Annotated in this window: 22 protein-coding genes; 13 read left to right on the forward strand and 9 right to left on the reverse strand. The window is 65.4% G+C overall.

From position 1 onward, the window contains the following. Both NS355_RS16465 and NS355_RS16470 read left to right on the forward strand, forming a co-directional pair. A partial coding sequence (locus NS355_RS16465) for a peptidylprolyl isomerase (RefSeq protein ID WP_058746676.1) occupies positions 1–556 on the forward strand: 556 nt, incomplete at its 5' end. 1 nt (position 557) lies between these two features. After that, the gene (locus NS355_RS16470; RefSeq protein WP_058746677.1) at positions 558–857 is read left to right on the forward strand and encodes a putative quinol monooxygenase; all 300 of its coding nucleotides are present in this window, start codon (positions 558–560) and stop codon (positions 855–857) included. A gap of 22 nt (positions 858–879) precedes the next feature. On the opposite strand, the gene NS355_RS16475 is transcribed toward NS355_RS16470, so the two are convergent. From NS355_RS16475 to aroQ, 7 genes are all read right to left on the reverse strand, one after another. Next, on the reverse strand, positions 880–1,203 hold the full coding sequence (locus NS355_RS16475) for a hypothetical protein (protein ID WP_244489723.1): 324 nt from the start codon (positions 1,201–1,203) through the stop codon (positions 880–882). A 70-nt stretch (positions 1,204–1,273) separates the two neighbouring features. Next, positions 1,274–2,686 (reverse strand): type I glutamate--ammonia ligase, encoded by a 1,413-nt coding sequence (gene glnA, locus NS355_RS16480; protein ID WP_042490094.1) that lies wholly within the window; start codon positions 2,684–2,686, stop codon positions 1,274–1,276. A 107-nt stretch (positions 2,687–2,793) separates the two neighbouring features. Continuing rightward, positions 2,794–3,132 (reverse strand): P-II family nitrogen regulator, encoded by a 339-nt coding sequence (locus NS355_RS16485; RefSeq protein WP_007405799.1) that lies wholly within the window; start codon positions 3,130–3,132, stop codon positions 2,794–2,796. Between the two features lie 160 nt (positions 3,133–3,292). Then, positions 3,293–3,628, reverse strand: a complete 336-nt coding sequence (locus NS355_RS16490) for an arsenate reductase family protein (protein WP_058746678.1) — start codon at positions 3,626–3,628, stop codon at positions 3,293–3,295. A 156-nt stretch (positions 3,629–3,784) separates the two neighbouring features. After that, entirely contained in the window at positions 3,785–5,137 is a 1,353-nt protein-coding gene (gene accC / locus NS355_RS16495; protein ID WP_058746679.1) for an acetyl-CoA carboxylase biotin carboxylase subunit, read from the reverse strand. A gap of 6 nt (positions 5,138–5,143) precedes the next feature. After that, positions 5,144–5,635, reverse strand: a complete 492-nt coding sequence (gene accB, locus NS355_RS16500; protein ID WP_058746680.1) for an acetyl-CoA carboxylase biotin carboxyl carrier protein — start codon at positions 5,633–5,635, stop codon at positions 5,144–5,146. Between the two features lie 14 nt (positions 5,636–5,649). Continuing rightward, positions 5,650–6,084 (reverse strand): type II 3-dehydroquinate dehydratase, encoded by a 435-nt coding sequence (gene aroQ, locus NS355_RS16505; protein ID WP_058746681.1) that lies wholly within the window; start codon positions 6,082–6,084, stop codon positions 5,650–5,652. A gap of 115 nt (positions 6,085–6,199) precedes the next feature. Here aroQ and thiS point away from each other — a divergent pair, with 115 nt between their 5' ends. After that, positions 6,200–7,210: a sulfur carrier protein ThiS gene (gene thiS, locus NS355_RS16510; RefSeq protein WP_084788060.1), complete on the forward strand. Its 1,011-nt coding sequence runs from the start codon at positions 6,200–6,202 to the stop codon at positions 7,208–7,210. A 90-nt stretch (positions 7,211–7,300) separates the two neighbouring features. Next, positions 7,301–7,483, forward strand: a complete 183-nt coding sequence (locus NS355_RS16515; RefSeq protein WP_042490204.1) for a CsbD family protein — start codon at positions 7,301–7,303, stop codon at positions 7,481–7,483. 274 nt (positions 7,484–7,757) lie between these two features. Here the strand turns inward: NS355_RS16515 and NS355_RS16520 are convergent, their stop codons facing one another. Then, a complete protein-coding gene (locus tag NS355_RS16520; RefSeq protein ID WP_209445123.1) occupies positions 7,758–9,407 on the reverse strand; it encodes a thiamine pyrophosphate-binding protein in 1,650 nt (549 codons plus the stop codon). A gap of 123 nt (positions 9,408–9,530) precedes the next feature. Between NS355_RS16520 and NS355_RS16525 the strand changes: the two genes are divergently transcribed. The 6 genes from NS355_RS16525 (at position 9,531) to leuD (ending at position 15,019) form a co-directional block, all read left to right on the forward strand. Next, on the forward strand, positions 9,531–10,232 hold the full coding sequence (locus tag NS355_RS16525) for a CoA transferase subunit A (RefSeq protein ID WP_058746682.1): 702 nt from the start codon (positions 9,531–9,533) through the stop codon (positions 10,230–10,232). A 287-nt stretch (positions 10,233–10,519) separates the two neighbouring features. Next, positions 10,520–11,269, forward strand: a complete 750-nt coding sequence (locus tag NS355_RS16530) for an HAD family acid phosphatase (protein WP_244489724.1) — start codon at positions 10,520–10,522, stop codon at positions 11,267–11,269. Between the two features lie 2 nt (positions 11,270–11,271). Further along, on the forward strand, positions 11,272–11,907 hold the full coding sequence (locus tag NS355_RS16535; protein WP_058746691.1) for a CoA transferase subunit B: 636 nt from the start codon (positions 11,272–11,274) through the stop codon (positions 11,905–11,907). After that, positions 11,907–12,596: a glutathione S-transferase family protein gene (locus tag NS355_RS16540; protein WP_058746683.1), complete on the forward strand. Its 690-nt coding sequence runs from the start codon at positions 11,907–11,909 to the stop codon at positions 12,594–12,596. Before NS355_RS16535 ends, NS355_RS16540 begins: the two co-directional genes overlap by 1 nt. 173 nt (positions 12,597–12,769) lie before the next feature. Next, positions 12,770–14,224, forward strand: a complete 1,455-nt coding sequence (gene leuC / locus NS355_RS16545) for a 3-isopropylmalate dehydratase large subunit (protein ID WP_058746684.1) — start codon at positions 12,770–12,772, stop codon at positions 14,222–14,224. 174 nt (positions 14,225–14,398) lie between these two features. Further along, positions 14,399–15,019, forward strand: a complete 621-nt coding sequence (gene leuD, locus NS355_RS16550; protein WP_058746685.1) for a 3-isopropylmalate dehydratase small subunit — start codon at positions 14,399–14,401, stop codon at positions 15,017–15,019. A gap of 30 nt (positions 15,020–15,049) precedes the next feature. Here leuD and NS355_RS19430 read toward each other — a convergent pair whose 3' ends face one another. Further along, on the reverse strand, positions 15,050–15,175 hold the full coding sequence (locus tag NS355_RS19430) for a hypothetical protein (RefSeq protein ID WP_275934735.1): 126 nt from the start codon (positions 15,173–15,175) through the stop codon (positions 15,050–15,052). Between the two features lie 230 nt (positions 15,176–15,405). Between NS355_RS19430 and NS355_RS16555 the strand changes: the two genes are divergently transcribed. Genes NS355_RS16555 through grxD form a run of 3 tightly spaced genes read left to right on the forward strand, consistent with a single transcriptional unit; the run spans position 15,406 to position 16,317 of the window. Further along, positions 15,406–15,729, forward strand: coding sequence for a DUF1476 domain-containing protein (locus NS355_RS16555; RefSeq protein WP_058746686.1), 324 nt, complete (start codon positions 15,406–15,408; stop codon positions 15,727–15,729). A 2-nt stretch (positions 15,730–15,731) separates the two neighbouring features. Continuing rightward, on the forward strand, positions 15,732–15,968 hold the full coding sequence (locus NS355_RS16560; protein ID WP_042490079.1) for a BolA/IbaG family iron-sulfur metabolism protein: 237 nt from the start codon (positions 15,732–15,734) through the stop codon (positions 15,966–15,968). Between the two features lie 25 nt (positions 15,969–15,993). Next, on the forward strand, positions 15,994–16,317 hold the full coding sequence (gene grxD / locus NS355_RS16565; protein ID WP_056439494.1) for a Grx4 family monothiol glutaredoxin: 324 nt from the start codon (positions 15,994–15,996) through the stop codon (positions 16,315–16,317). Positions 16,318–16,376: the final 59 nt, after the last annotated feature.

A 16,376-nucleotide genomic window follows, 5' to 3' on the forward strand; every position in this document is an offset into this window, starting at 1 on the left:
CCCCGCCACTACCGAGGCCCCCAAGCCCGTCATGGTCCGCGTCGCGATGCAGACGAGTCTCGGGCCGGTGGTGCTCGACCTCGACCGCACCCATGCGCCGATCACCACCGCCAATTTCCTGCGCTATGTCGATCAGCACCGGCTGGACGGCGTGACCTTCTACCGCACGGTCCGCGTCGCGCCGGATTTCGGCTTCGTCCAGTTCGGCATCCAGAACGAGCCCAAGCGCATCCTGCCCCCGATCGCGCATGAGTCGACGACCAAGACCGGAATCAAGCATACGGACGGCACCATCTCGATCGCGCGCCTCGCCCCCGGATCGGCGCGCGGCGACTTCACCATCATGGTCGGCAACCAGCCCTCGCTCGACGCCGATCCCAGCAAGCCCGGCGACAATCTGGGCTATGCCGCCTTCGGCCATGTCGTCGAGGGCATGGACGTGATCCACAAGATCCTCGACCAGCCCGCCGATCCCGCCAAGGGGCCGTTCAAGGGCGAGATGCTGGCCGCGCCGGTCAAGATCCTGTCGGCCAAGCGGGTTGCGGCGGCGAAGTGACATGCTGCTGATCATCGGCACCGTGCGCCTGCCGCCTGACAATCTGGACGCGGCGCGCCCGGTGATGCAACGCATGGTCGAGGCCAGCCGCGCCGAGCCGGGATGCCTGGACTATGGCTATGCCGAGGACGTGCTCGATCCCGGCCTCATCCACGTCAAGGAGATGTGGGCCGATCAGGCGGCGCTGGACCGCCATTTCGCCTCGCCGCACATCGCCGAGTGGCGGGCTGCTTGGCCGGAACTGGGTATCGGCGAGCGTCGCCTGTTCGTTTACGAGGTGGGCGAACCGCGCATGACCTGAATTATGGTTTTAGGCTGGTCGTTCAACGTGTCGCCCGCGCGATGCGCGCTTGTCGCTGCCTGACCTTCAGCGGTACGGCTATGGCGACGAAAAGAGTCATGGCACCGAAGATCGAAGCTGCGTCGAATTGTCGTTGAAGTAGGGCGATGGCAACGGCGCAGGGGATCGCGACGATCGGCGTCAGCTTGGTAACCGACCACAATACCGGCCCCCAGCCGGGCCGATCCCTGACCTCTTTACCCACCAGAATCAGCACCAGCGTGGCGATCAGCTTGGCACCGAGCATGAGGACGACGATCCAGCTCAACAGGTCGATCGGGGCGGAAAAGCCGAAGCTGAAAAACACCTGTGCCCTCCCCAAAAAGAAAGGGGCCTTGCGGCCCCTTTCCCCGTAGTGACATCGTGCAGGGGCTGGATTAGCCGCTGTAGTACATGTCGTATTCGACCGGGCTGGGGGTCATTTCCCAGCGCATCACTTCGTGCATCTTCAGCTCGATATAGCTTTCGATCTGGTCCTTGGTGAACACGTCGCCCTTCAGCAGGAAGTCGTGGTCGGCGGCCAGCGAGTCGAGCGCTTCGCGGAGCGAACCGGCGACGGTCGGAACCTGGGCCAGCTCGGCGGGCGGCAGGTCGTACAGGTTCTTGTCCATCGCTTCGCCCGGATGGATCTTGTTCTGGATACCGTCCAGACCCGCCATCAGCAGCGCCGCATAAGCGAGATACGGGTTCGCCAGCGCGTCGGGGAAGCGCACTTCGACGCGCTTCGACTTCGGGCCGGTGCCGTACGGGATGCGGCACGAGGCCGAGCGGTTGCGCGCCGAATAGGCGAGCAGCACCGGCGCTTCGTAACCCGGCACCAGGCGCTTGTAGCTGTTGGTGGTCGGGTTGGTGAAGGCGTTCAGCGCCTTGGCGTGCTTGATGACGCCGCCGATGAAGTACAGGCAGGTCTCCGAGAGTCCTGCATAGCCGTTGCCGGCGAACAGCGGGGTCTTGCCTTCCCAGATCGAGAAGTGGGTGTGCATGCCCGAGCCATTATCTTCCTTGATCGGCTTCGGCATGAAGGTCGCGGTCTTGCCATAGGCCTGCGCGACCTGATGCACGACATACTTGTAGATCTGCATGCGGTCGGCGGTCTGGGTCAGCGTGCCGAAGGTCATGCCCAGTTCGTGCTGCGCGGCGGCGACTTCGTGGTGGTGCTTGTCGCAGGGCAGGCCCATTTCGAGCATGGTCGAGACCATCTCGCCGCGGATATCGACGGCCGAGTCGACCGGCGCGACGGGGAAATAACCGCCCTTGGCGCGCGGACGGTGGCCGAGATTGCCACCCTCATATTCGCGACCGGTGTTGGTCGGCAGCTCGATATCGTCGATCTTGAAGTAGGACGACGCATAGTTCGTGTCGAACTGGACGTTGTCGAACATGAAGAATTCGGCTTCCGGGCCGACATAGACGGTGTCGCCGATGCCGGTGGTCTTCACGAACGCCTCGGCGCGCTTGGCGGTCGAGCGTGGATCGCGGGCATAGAGCTCGCCGGTCGACGGCTCGACGATGTCGCAGAACACGATCAGCATCGGGGTGGCCGAGAAGGGATCGGTGTACACGGCGTCGAGGTCGGGCTTCAGGACCATGTCCGACTCGTTGATCGCCTTCCAGCCCTCGATCGAGGAGCCGTCGAACATCAGGCCGTCGGTCAGCTCGTCCTCACCCAGGATCGAGGCGACCATGGTCAGGTGCTGCCACTTGCCCTTGGGATCGGTGAAGCGCAGGTCGACCCACTCGATCTCTTCGTCCTTGATCTGCTTCAGGATATCGCTGGCCGTATTCGCCATGTTCCGTTCTCTCTCTGCTTGGCCGCCCTCCGGCGAAAGGCCGGGGCCGGTGATACGTGTTTAGTCGGGCCGAATGTCGGCCCGGTGACGGATGGGTATCGGGTGCGTCAGATCGCCGCGTCGTCGCGTTCGCCCGTGCGGATGCGCAGTGCGGTCTCGACGGGGATCACGAAGATCTTGCCGTCGCCGATCCGGCCGGTCTGCGCGGCGGCGGCGATCGCCTCCACCACACGTTCGGCCAGGCCGTCCTCGACCACCACTTCCAGCTTCACCTTCGGCAGGAAGTCGACGACATATTCGGCACCGCGATAGAGCTCGGTATGGCCCTTCTGGCGGCCGAAGCCCTTCGCCTCGGTGACGGTGATGCCGGACACGCCGATTTCGTGCAGCGCCTCCTTCACCTCATCGAGCTTGAACGGCTTGATGATCGCCTCAATCTTTTTCACGAGCCTGACTGCCCCCGATGTTGTTCGAACCCTCGCCCGATCCTGCGCGTAGCAGGGATCGTGCCAACTGCCTTTCCCTCGTGAGAGGGTAAGAAATCGATCAGAATTGCGCCCGAAAAGCGGGCAGCGCCATGCTCGCTGCTCAAATAACGGGCAGCGGTCACAATATGCCCCGAACGGCTTCGGGCGGGCGCCCGATGACGACGCCCTTGGGCGTTTCGACCAGCGGCCGTTCGATCAAAATGGGGTCGGCGGCCATGGCGGCCAGCACCGTCGCGTCATCCGCATCGGCGAGCGCCTTGGCCGCCGCCTCGTCCTTGCGCAGCCCGTCGCGCGGGGACAGTCCGCCCTTGGCATAAAGGCGTGCCAGTTCGTCGGCGCCGGGGGGTGATTTGAGATATTCGATCACCGTCACATCCGCGCCCGCGTCGTTCAGCAGGGCCAGCGCCTCGCGCGACTTGGAGCAGCGCGGGTTGTGGAGGATCGTCGCCTTCATCGCCGATGCTTGTGGCATGGGCGGCGCAGAATGTGGAGGGGTATTCGGGACTTTTTGGCGTGGCGGGAGGGCCCCTCCGCCACCCGGCTTTACCGCGCGCCCCTCCCCAAGACAAGGTTGGGGAGGGGCGCGCGGGGTGGAGGGGCAGGGCGGGGCTTACGCGCCCTGCTTGGCCAGCCATTCCTCCAGCCACTTGATCGTATAGTCGCCCTTCTGGAACTCGGGGTCGTCGAGCAGCGCCTGGTGGAGCGGGATGGTGGTCTTCATCCCCTCGATCACGAACTCCTCCAGCGCGCGGCGGAGGCGACGCAGCGCGCCTTCGCGGGTCGTGCCGTACACGATCAGCTTGGCGATCATGCTGTCGTAATAAGGCGGGACCTTATAGCCCTGGTACAGCCCGCTATCGACGCGGACATGCATGCCACCCGGCGCGTGGTACATCTTCACCGTGCCCGGCGAGGGGGCGAAGGTGCGCGGGTCTTCCGCGTTGATGCGGCACTCGATCGCATGGCCGCGGAATTGCACGTCCTGCTGGCGCAGGGTCAGCGGATGCCCCTCGGCGATGCGGATCTGCTCGCGCACCAGGTCCAGGCCGGTGATCATCTCGGTGACGGGATGTTCGACCTGCAGGCGGGTGTTCATTTCGATGAAATAGAACTCGCCGTCTTCCCACAGGAACTCGATCGTGCCCGCGCCGCGATAGCCCATATCGGCCATCGCCTTGGCGACCACGCCGCCCATGCGGGCGCGCTCCTCGGCCGTGATGATCGGCGAGGGGGCTTCCTCCAGCACCTTCTGGTGGCGACGCTGGAGCGAGCAGTCGCGCTCGCCCAGATGGATCGCCTGGCCGTTGCCGTCGCCGAACACCTGGAATTCGATATGCCGGGGATTGCCCAGATATTTTTCCATGTAGACGGTCGAGTCACCGAAGGCGGCCTTCGCCTCCGAACCGGCCTGCTGCATCAGCGTTTCGAGCTGGTCCTCGGAGGACACGACCTTCATGCCGCGTCCGCCGCCCCCCGAAGCCGCCTTGATGATGACGGGATAGCCGATCTTGGTCGCGAGCGCCTTGGCCTCGTCGAGATCCGAGATCGCACCGTCCGAACCGGGGACGAGCGGCAGGCCGAGCGCCCCAGCGGTGCGTTTGGCCTCCACCTTGTCGCCCATCACCCGGATATGCTCGGGCTTCGGGCCGACGAAGATCAGGCCGTGCGCCTCGACGATCTCGGCGAACTTGGCGTTCTCCGAAAGGAAGCCGTAGCCGGGGTGGATCGCGTCCGCGCCCGAAATCTCGGCGGCCGAGATGATGTTCGGGATGTTGAGATAGCTGTCGGTCGCCGCGGGCGGCCCGATGCACACCGCCTGGTCGGCGAGGCGCACATGCATGGCATCGGCGTCGGCCGTGGAGTGCACGGCGACGGTCTCGATCCCCATCTCGTGACAGGCGCGGTGGATGCGAAGCGCAATCTCACCGCGATTGGCGATCAGGAGTTTCTTGATCTGCGCCAAGGCGGCTTACTCGACGACGACCAGGGGCTGGTCGAACTCGACCGGCTGGCCGTTCTCGACCAGGACGGCGGTGACGGTGCCTGCCTGGGTCGCGGTGATCGGGTTCATCACCTTCATGGCTTCCACGATCAGCAGCGTGTCACCGGCGGCGACCTTCTGGCCGACGGCGGCGAAGGGCTTGGCGCCCGGCTCGGCCGACAGATAGACGGTGCCGACCATCGGCGACTTCACGGCGTTGGCCGACGCGGCCGGAGCCGAGGCGCCGACCTCTGCGGATGCGGGGGCGGCGGCGACGGGTGCGGCCGCCGGGGCGGCCATGGGCGCAGGGGCCGGCGCATAGCCCATCTGGGCGACGGCCGCGGCCTTGCGCGCGACACGGATCTTGCGGTCGCCATGCTCGACCTCGATCTCGGTCAGGGCGGTGGCGTCGAGCAGCTCGGCGAGCTGACGGACGAGGTCGACATCGACCTTCATCGCTTGTTCAGTCTTTTCGGTCATGGGACGCGCTCCTGTCAGAACCGGGCCGCGGCTTCAAGCGCGAGCAGATAGGAATGCGCGCCAAAACCCGCGATTGTGCCTTTTGCGGCACGCCCGATGAAGCTCTCATGACGGAATGGCTCCCGTGCATGAGGGTTGGATAGGTGAACCTCGATCACCGGGGTCGTCACCGACTTGATCGCGTCATGGATCGCGATCGACGTATGGGTGAAGCCCCCGGCATTGAGCAGCACGGCCTTGGCCTCATAGGCCTGGGCCTCGTGCAGCCAGTCGATCAGATGGCCTTCATGGTTGGACTGGCGCATGTCGATCGCCAGATCGAGCTCGCGGGCCCTGTCTTCCAGCATCCCCGCGATATCGTCCAGCGTGTCATGGCCATAGATATGCGGCTCGCGCAGGCCGAGCAGGTTCAGGTTCGGCCCGTTGAGGACATAAACGGTCGCGGACATCCGCACTCCCATGGTTGCGGCTCGGGATGGCCGGGCCTAGATCGAGGGCCTTCCTTAACCGCATGCCCTATCCCACGTCGAGCGGGCAGCGACTTGCATGGTAAGTGACACAGATATGCCCCATACCGATGGAACCGTGACGATCACCGTGAATGGCGAGCATAAGCGGGTGGCGGCGGGCCTGTCGCTGGCCGATCTGGCGAACCAGCTGGGGCTGGTGCCCGAAAAGGTGGCGGTGGAACGCAATCTGGAGGTGGTGCCGCGCTCGACGCTGGCACAGGTCGAGGTGGAGGATGGCGACGAGATCGAGATCGTGCATTTCGTCGGCGGCGGCGACCATGCGGCCGCGGTCACGGACGACGACTCGTGGGAAGTCGCGGGCCAGCGTTTCCGTTCGCGCCTGATCGTCGGCACCGGCAAGTACAAGGACTTCGCGCAGAATGCGGCGGCGGTCGAGGCGGCGGGGGCGGAGATCGTCACCGTCGCCGTGCGCCGGGTGAACGTGTCGGACCGCAACGCGCCGATGTTGACCGATTTTATCGACCCCAGGAAGATCACCTATCTGCCCAACACGGCGGGCTGCTTTACCGCCGAGGATGCGATCCGCACCCTGCGGCTGGCGCGTGAGGCGGGCGGCTGGGAGCTGGTCAAGCTGGAGGTGCTGGGCGAGGCGAAGACGCTCTACCCGGATATGGTCGAGACGCTGCGGGCGACCGAGATCCTGGCCAAGGAAGGCTTCAAGCCGATGGTCTATTGCGTCGACGATCCCATCGCGGCCAAGCGGCTGGAGGATGTCGGGGCGGTCGCGATCATGCCGCTCGGCGCACCGATCGGCTCGGGGCTGGGCATTCAGAACAAGGTGACGATCCGCCTGATCGTCGAGGGGGCGAAGGTGCCGGTGCTGGTCGATGCGGGGGTCGGCACCGCGTCGGAAGCCGCCGTCGCCATGGAACTGGGCTGTGACGGCGTGCTGATGAACACCGCGATCGCCGAGGCCAAGGACCCGGTGCTGATGGCCCGCGCGATGAAGGCGGGGGTCGAGGCGGGGCGCATGGCGTACCGCGCCGGGCGCATGGGTATGCGGCGCTATGCCGACCCTTCCAGCCCGTTGGCGGGTCTGATCTGACATTAATTTCAGGGAACTTGCCGCGTAACGAACCGTTCTGCTTCCGAGTGTTCAACGGGATTTGTCAATCCCCAGTAAATGGAGGCCGCAATGGGTGAGCTGACCGACAAGATCAAAGGCAACGTCAACGAGCTGGTTGGCAAGGCCAAGGAAGCCATTGGCGAGCACAACAACAACGACAAGCTCGTGGCCGAGGGCGAAGCCCAGCAGGCCAAGGGCAAGGGCGAGCAGATGAAGGGTTCGGTCAAGGGCGCCCTTGGCGACAACATCTGAACCTGCTAGTCGTTCTCTGACTAAAGCAATCAGCAACGAACTCGCCGCCCCGGTTAACGCCGGGGCGGTTTTGTTTTATCCGGCCTCCACAATGTAACGCAATCGATTTTATGATAGCGTTACTTTGCGGCGTTCTGCGTGGTTGTTTGCCGCCAAAGCTATTGTAAGCAGAGAGAATGCGTCAACTTTTGCTCGTTCGTCACTGGCCTTCCACGGCGGGTGGAAGGCCATTGCGCAAGCCAGCACGCTCATGACGCGTTCCGGCGGGATCAGCCTATTTCCCGGCGATTCGTGACAGCGTGGTGGCGGGTGTGATGATCTCGATATCCGTCTTCAGATGCAGCAGGCGCACGCCCGCCTCCGTCATGGCGCGGGACAGGGCGGGGGCGAAGTCCTCGGTCCGCATCACGGTTTCGCTCCAACAGCCATAAGCGCGCGCCAGCGCCGCGAAATCCGGATTGGCGAGTGCGGTCGCCGCCACGCGGCCGGGATATTCGCGCTCCTGGTGCATGCGGATCGTGCCATATCCGCCATTGTCGACGACGATCACCAGCATTGAGGCGCCATGCTGCACGGCGGTTGCCAGTTCTTGCCCGTTCATCAGGAAACAGCCATCGCCCGCCAGTGCCACCACCATCCGGTCCGGGTGGCGCAGCGCGGCGGCGGTGGCGGCGGGGACGCCATAGCCCATCGCGCCGCAGGTCGGGGCCAGCTGACACCCCGGCTCGTAGCGCCAGTAACGATGCCACCAGCCCGAATAATTGCCCGCGCCGTTACACAGGATCGAGTCAGTGGGCAGGGCCTCCCGCATCGCTGCGACGCATTGGCCTAGGTCCAGCGTCACACCGTCGCGCGGGGCGGGTTCGGACCAGGTGAGATAGTCGGCATGGGCTTCCGCACCGGAGGGATGCGGCGCGGCGGCCTCCGTCGCCAGCAGTTCCAACATCCCCAGCGCCCGGTCTACATCGCAACAAAGGGCCAGATCGGTGCGATAGGCGCTGTGCAACTCCTCCGGGTCGGGATGGATATGGATCAGCATCTGGCCCGGATGGTCGGGCGTAATCAGGCTATAGCCGTCGGTCGTCGCTTCCCCCAGGCGTGCCCCGAGCACGATCAGCAGGTCGGCCTGCTTCACCCGTGCGACCAGTGCGGGATTGGGGCCATAGCCCAGATTGCCCGCATAGACCGGGCAGTCGGCCGATACGGCGTCCTGCCGCCGGAATGCCGCGACCAGCGGGATGCCCGCCGCTTCGCCCCATTGCTCGGCCAGTGCCACCGCATCGTCATTCCAGTGCGCGCCGCCGATGATCGCGACCGGTCGCTCGGCTTTGGCGATCAGGTCCTGCGCGGCCATGACGTCCTCGATCCGCACATCCTGCGAGGGGCGCTCGATCCGGGGGCGGGGTGTGCCCTCGATCGTGTCACACAGCATATCCTCGGGCAGGGCGAGCACCACCGGCCCCGGCCGTCCGTTCATCGCGGTGGCATAGGCGCGGGCGATATATTCCGGGATGCGCGCGGCATCGTCGATTCGCGCCGCCCATTTGGCGAGCGGGGCGAACATCGCCTGGAAATCGACTTCCTGAAAGGCTTCACGGTCGCGGGTGCTGCGGTCGACATCGCCGATGAACAGGATCATCGGCTGCGAATCCTGCTTTGCCACATGCACGCCGATCGCCGCATTGGTCGCGCCCGGCCCGCGCGTGACGAACGCCACGCCCGGTCGTCCGGTCAGCTTGCCGTCGGCGCAGGCCATGAAGGTCACGCCGCCTTCCTGCCGACACGTTACCATGTCGATGGCGGGCGTGTCGTGGAGCGCGTCGAGCACGGCCAGGAAACTCTCCCCCGGGACGGTGAAGATACGGTCGCACCCCTGTTCGAGAAGCGCATCGACAAGCAGGCGTCCGCCGGTTTTCAAAGTCATGGACGGCAGCCTAACGCCGCTTCGTGACAAAGCGCAAACGCTCGCCCGCGCAAAGCGTAAAGCCTGGGTTGACCCGGCTCCACCCCTCCGCCTAACGCTTGCGCCATCATAGGGAGGACGCCCATGCAGAAGCTCTATTCCGACGCGGCCGCCGCGCTCGACGGCCTGCTCCATGACGGCATGACGATCTGCGCCGGGGGCTTTGGCCTGTGCGGCATCCCGGAGCGGCTGATCGACGCGATCGAGGCCGCCGGGGTCAAGGACCTGACCATCGCCAGCAACAATGCCGGGATCGACGGCGTGGGGCTGGGCAAGTTGCTCCGCTCGCATCAGGTCAAGAAGATGATCTCGTCCTATGTCGGCGAGAACAAGGAATTCGAGCGGCAATATCTGAGCGGAGAACTGGAGGTCGAGTTCTGTCCACAGGGGACGCTCGCCGAACGCTGCCGGGCAGGGGGCGCGGGCATTCCGGGCTTCTACACCAAGACCGGCGTCGGCACGAAGGTCGCCGAGGGCAAGGAAGTGAAGCAGTTCGACGGAGAGGACTATATCCTCGAACGCGGCATCCGCGCCGACCTGTCGATCATCAAGGGGTGGAAGGCCGACGAGGCCGGGAACCTGATCTTCCGTAAGACCGCGCGCAACTTCAACCAGCCGATGGCGACGGCGGGGCGCATCTGTGTCGCCGAGGTGGAGGAGGTGGTGCCGGTGGGTTCGCTCGATCCCGACCAGATCCATCTGCCGGGCATCTATGTGAAGCGGATGATCGTCGGCGCGCCGTATGAGAAGAAGATCGAGTTCCGTACGGTTCGCGAGCGGGTTTGACGGTTAGAGCAGGGGGTGGGGCATTCCCTCCCCCCGACCCCCTCCCGCCTGCGGGAGGGGGAGCGCATGTGGCGGAGGGCATGGTGATGAAAACTTTGCGATTGAAACCCAATGCTTGCCCCGCAACCTCTCCCCTCCCGCAAGCGGGAGGGGCTGGGGGAGGGCTCCCCGGCCTGAGGCTGGCCCTCACCCTCGCCGCCGCCCTGACCCTGTCGGGCTGCGTCGTAGCCGTCGGCAACAACAGCGCCGCACCCCCAACCGCAGCCGCAAACCCCAAGCTGGCCGGGATGCAATATCTCTACGGCTCGGCCGAAGCCGATGCGATCTCGCGCCAGGCGTGGAACGCCCTCGTCACCTATGCCGCCGACCGGGTCCGTCGTCCGCAAGCCGACAGCGTCGTGCTTGCGCAAGGTGCGAGCCTCGACACCCCCCGCTTCGTGCCGTGCGCAGACAAGCGGCCCGCCGCCGTCTTCGATGTTGACGAGACGGTCCTGCAAAATCTCGGCTTCGAATATGACGATTTGAACGGCCGTTCGGGTCGCGATTTCAACATGCGGTGGCGCGCCTGGGAGCAGAGCGACGGCCATGCCGTCCTGCCCACGCCCGGCGCGGCGGCGGCGATCGCCGATCTGCGGACCATGGGCGTGACCGTGATCTTCAACACCAACCGTGACGATCCGGCGGGCGCGTCGCGCGTGATCGACGCAGCGGGGCTTGGCCCGGCGGTGCATGGCGATACGCTGTTCGTCCGCACCGACACCGCCACTGGCGATAATAAGGATGCTCGTCGCTGGCAGATCGCGCAGCGCTATTGCGTGATCGCGATGGGCGGCGACCAGCTCGGTGATTTCAGCGACCTGTTCAACACGCCGGCCAGCGTGGCGGATCGTCGTACCCGCGCCGATGCACCCCGCATCGCGGCGCTGTGGGGACGCGGTTGGTTCGTCTTCCCGAACTCCGTCTATGGCAAGGCGCTGAAGGGCAGCGCAGACGACATCTTCCCCGCCGACCGGCGGTGGCACCCGACAGGAGAGTGAGCATGGCCTGGACCCGCGACGAAATGGCCGCCCGCGCGGCCAAGGAGCTGAAGGACGGTTTCTACGTCAACCTCGGCATCGGCATCCCGACACTGGTGGCCAACCATATCCCGCAAGGGGTTGAGGTGACGCTGCAATCCGAGAACGGGATGCTGGGCATCGGCCCGTTTCCCTATGACGACGAGGTCGATCCCGACCTGATCAACGCGGGCAAGCAGACGATCAGCGAACTGCCGCACTCGGTCTATTTCTCGTCGGCGGACAGCTTTGCGATGATCCGCGGCGGGCATATCGATCTGACCGTGCTGGGCGCGATGGAAGTGTCCGAGGGCGGCGACATCGCCAACTGGATGATCCCGGGCAAGATGATCAAGGGCATGGGCGGCGCGATGGATTTGGTCGCGGGCGTCAAGAAGATCATCGTCGTGATGGAGCATAACGCCAAGGACGGCAGCCCGAAGTTCATCCCCGAATGCACTCTGCCGCTGACCGGCCGCAACGTCGTCGACATGATCGTCACCGACCTGGCGGTGTTTCAGCGTCCCGATCATGACAGCGCCTTCCGCCTGATCGAATGCGCGCCGGGCATCACGGCGGATGAGGTGGCGGCGAAGACCACGGCCAAGTTCGACCGCTGATGGCCTATACCCTCGTCACCGCGAACCGGAATTACTCAAGCTGGTCGCTGCGTCCCTGGCTGCTGATGAAAGCGCTGGGGATCGGCTTCTCCGACCGGATCGAGCCGTTCGCGGCGGCGGAGAATTACGAGGCGTTCCGCGCCTTTTCGCCGACCGGACAGGTGCCGGTGCTGATTCATGGCAAGCGGACGGTGTGGGATTCGCTGGGCATCGCGCTGTATCTGGCCGAGCGGCATCCGGGCGTCTGGCCGGAGGATGACGTCGCACGTGCCTGGGCGATGTGCGCGGTGACGGAGATGCATGGCGGCTTCGGCGCACTGCGGGCCGAGCGGACGATGAATGTCGGCGTGCGGGTTCAGGCCAATCCGCCCTCAGCCCGGCTGGAGCGCGATGTCGCACGGCTGGCGGAGTTGTGGGGTGAGGGATTGTCGCGTTTCGGCGGGCCCTGGCTGGCGGGCGAGCGTTTCTCGGTGGTCGATGCCTTCTACGCGCCGGTCGCGTTCCGGGTGCGGACCTATGGGATCGACGTCGGTGCGGCGGGGGCAGCCTGGGTCGAGACGGTTCTGGCCCATCCGGCGATGCGGGAATGGGAAGCGCAGGCGCTGGCCGAAACGTGGCGCGATCCGGATCATGAGATCGAACTGGCCGAGTGCGGGGGTGTGACGGCGGATTTCCGCGCGCAAGGGTGAGGGGGGCGTAGCCTTCGACTTAGCTCAGGCCGAACGGATGTTGTGGAGGGTCTCTTCCCTCGCTCCGTTCAGCCTGAGCGAAGTCGAAGGCCACGGGAATCCCCGTCCAAAGCGAAATAACATTGCGTCACACCTTTGCGTCGCGCATCTTTTCGGATAACAGCGCCCCCATCATGGCCCAACGACCCCAGACTCTGTACGAGAAGATCTGGGCCGCGCACGTTGTCGAACGGCGGCCCGATGGCACCTGCCTCATCTATATCGACCGCCACCTCGTCCATGAGGTGACGAGCCCGCAGGCGTTCGAGGGGCTACGGGCCGCCGGGCGCAAGGTGCGCCGTCCCGAGCTGACGCTGGCGGTGCCCGATCACAACCTGCCAACGACGCCGCGCAAGGACGCGAACGGCAACCTCCTGCCCATCGCCGACCCGGAAAGCGCGCAGCAGCTGGACGCGCTTCGCCGCAACACCGCCGAGTTCGGCGTCGACTATATCGACGCGACGGCGGCGGCGCAGGGCATCGTCCATGTCGTCGGGCCGGAACAGGGCTTCACCCTGCCGGGCACGACCCTGGTCTGCGGCGACAGCCATACCTCGGCGCATGGCGCGCTGGGAGCGCTGGCCTTCGGCATCGGTACGTCGGAGGTCGAGCATGTGCTGGCGACCCAGACGTTGCTCCTGTCGCCGTCCAAGACGATGGAAGTGCGCGTCGACGGCGTGCTGGGTCATGGCGTGTCGGCCAAGGACGTCGTGCTGGCGATCATCGGCAAGATCGGCGCGGCGGGCGGGACCGGCCATGTCATCGAGTTTACCGGCAGCGTCATCCGCGACCTTTCGATCGAAGGGCGGCTGACCATCGCCAACATGTCGATCGAGGGCGGCGCGCGGGCGGGCCTGATCGCGCCGGACGAGACGACCTTCGCCTATCTGAAGGGCCGCCCCATGGCGCCCAAGGGGGCGGACTGGGACAAGGCGGTCGAATGGTGGCGCACGCTGCCGACCGATCCGGGGGCGGTGTACGACAAGGTGGTGACGCTGGACGCCGCCGATATCGCGCCGAACCTGACCTGGGGCACCAGCCCCGAGGACGTGGTGCCGATCACCGGCGTCGTGCCCGATCCTGACAGCTTCGCCGATCCGTCCAAGCGCGAAGCGGCGCGCAAGTCGCTGGACTATATGGGTCTGACTCCCGGCACGGCGATGCAGGACGTTGCCGTCCAGCATGTCTTCATCGGCAGCTGCACCAACAGCCGGATCGAGGACCTGCGCGCCGCCGCCGCCGTGGCACGCGATCGCAAGGTGGCGGACGGCGTCCGTGCGCTGGTCGTTCCCGGCTCGGGCCTGGTCAAGCGCCAGGCCGAAGAAGAGGGGCTGGACCGCATCTTCGTGCAGGCGGGTTTCGAATGGCGCGAGCCGGGCTGCTCGATGTGCCTGGCGATGAACCCGGACAAGGTGCCCGCGGGCGAGCGCTGCGCTTCGACCTCGAACCGCAATTTCGTCGGCCGTCAGGGCCCCGGCGCGCGTACCCATCTGCTGTCCCCCGCCATGGCCGCCGCCGCAGCGGTGACCGGGCGCCTTTTCGATGTTAGAGAGTTGAAGAGTCACGATTTCGATCGCGAAGGCATCTGACAGGGACGATAGGGGAAGCCATCATGAAGCACGTACTGGTCATGCTCGTCACCGGCGCCGTTCTCTGCGGCGCGGCGGCCTATGCCGCCGGCATCGCGTCACGCCCCGCCGTGGCCGAACAGCGTCCGCAGCGCGCGGGCTGAGCGCGCGGTTTTCGAATACAGGGATGAAGGAATGAACCCGGTTACGACCGTCTCCGGCACCGCCTATCCTTGGGGTGCCAAGAATATCGATACGGATGTCATCATCCCGGCGCACTGGCTGAAGACGATCACGCGCGCCGGTCTGGGGCGCGGCGCGTTCGAGACGGTGCGCGCGCAACCGGGCAACATTTTCGATGATCCCCGCTATGCTGGCGCGCCGATCCTGATCGCGGGCGACAATTTCGGTTGCGGCTCCAGTCGCGAGCATGCGGCCTGGGCCTTGGCGGACATGGGCATCCAGGCGGTGATCGCGCCCAGCTTTTCCGATATCTTCTCGGGCAATGCCTTCAAGAACGGGATCGTTCCGGTCGTCCTGCCGCAGGACGCCGTGGACCGGCTGATCGCGGTGGCGAAAGACCAGACGATCACGGTGGATCTGGAGACGATGACCGTCACCACGCCGTTTCAGGATCGCTTTGCGTTCGAACTCGATCCGTTTCGTCGCGAATGCCTGATGAAGGGGCTCGACGAAGTCGGCCTGACCCTGGCGCGTGACGAAGCGATCGGCAGTTTCGAGGGGCAGATGGCCGAGGGGCGGCCTTGGATCGCGGGGCGTCAGCGCCTGGATGCTGCCACGGCAGGAACAGCCTGACGAAGCTTGCACCGGCGTCTTGGCGAGCCGTCAGGACGCGACGACCACGACTCCGGCGATCAAGGCCCATAGGGCAAGCGAACCGATCATGCCGTTGATGATGCCCAGCATCGGATTGTTGCGGCGGTCCGGTGGCATGGCGTGGGAATGGATCACGACGCTCTCCTAATTGTCGGTGATATCCCGGCTTTACCGGGGTTTATCCGGTTTTCGTTATGGTTACAGTACGCATCGATCGGCACACGGTTCCCGTCGTTTCGCCTACGCAATGATCGCTCAGCGGGCCATGCAGCCCCCGATAGGCGCATCGGTTGCGCGCGAGCGCGACGCCCCCTATCTCGGACCCTGAGTTTGAATGGCCCACAGGGCTGGGGGATGGCGAACCGATGACCAGTTTCGACGATCGCAGGAAGGGCTTCGAGGCCAAGTTCGTGGCCGATCAGGACATGATGTTCCGTATCACGGCGCGCCGCAATCGGCTGGTCGCGCAATGGGCGGCCGAGCGGATGAAGCTGACGCCGGCCGAGACCGATGCCTATGCCAAGGCGGTCGTCCAGGCCGATTTCGAGGAAGCGGGCGATGAGGACGTCATCCGCAAGCTGCTGGGCGACCTGACCGCCGCCGGGATCGATGTGGACGAGGCCGAGGTCCGCCGCGCGTTGGACGAGCAACTGGTCGAGGCGCGTCGCCAACTGATGGAGAGCCGCTGATCATGCCGATGGCCGCCGATGACATCGCCACGATGATCCGTACCGCCATTCCCGATGCTGAGGTCCAGATCACCGACCTTGCGGGGGATGGCGACCATTATGCCGCGCATGTCGTGGCCGCCAGCTTTGCGGGCATGAGCCGGGTCGCGCGCACCCGCGCCGTCTATGCCGCGCTGGGCGGACGCATGGGGGGCGAACTCCATGCGCTGCAACTGACCACTGCGGTTCCGGCCGCCTGATCCCATTCCCTCAAGGATGAATGATATGACCGACGATACGAATGCGCGGATCGACGCGCTGGTGAAGGACAACGCCGTCCTGCTGTTCATGAAGGGCACGCCGCTCTTTCCGCAATGCGGCTTCTCCAGCCGTGCGGTGGCGATCCTGAACCATCTGGACGTGCCGTTCGAGAGCGTCGACGTGCTGCAGGACCAGGGCATCCGCCAGGGCATCAAGGCCTATTCGGACTGGCCCACCATCCCGCAGCTCTATGTAAAGGGCGAATTCGTCGGCGGTTCGGACATCATGATGGAGATGTACGAAAGCGGCGAACTGGCCGAGCTGGTCCAGGACGTGAAGACCGCGTGATGCGATGAAGGGCCGGATGAAAATCCGGCCCTTTTTTGATCCTCCCCGATACGGGGAGG

The organism is Sphingomonas yabuuchiae, assembly GCF_001477495.1.
In the GTDB taxonomy this organism is placed as follows: Bacteria; Pseudomonadota; Alphaproteobacteria; order Sphingomonadales; family Sphingomonadaceae; genus Sphingomonas; species Sphingomonas yabuuchiae_A.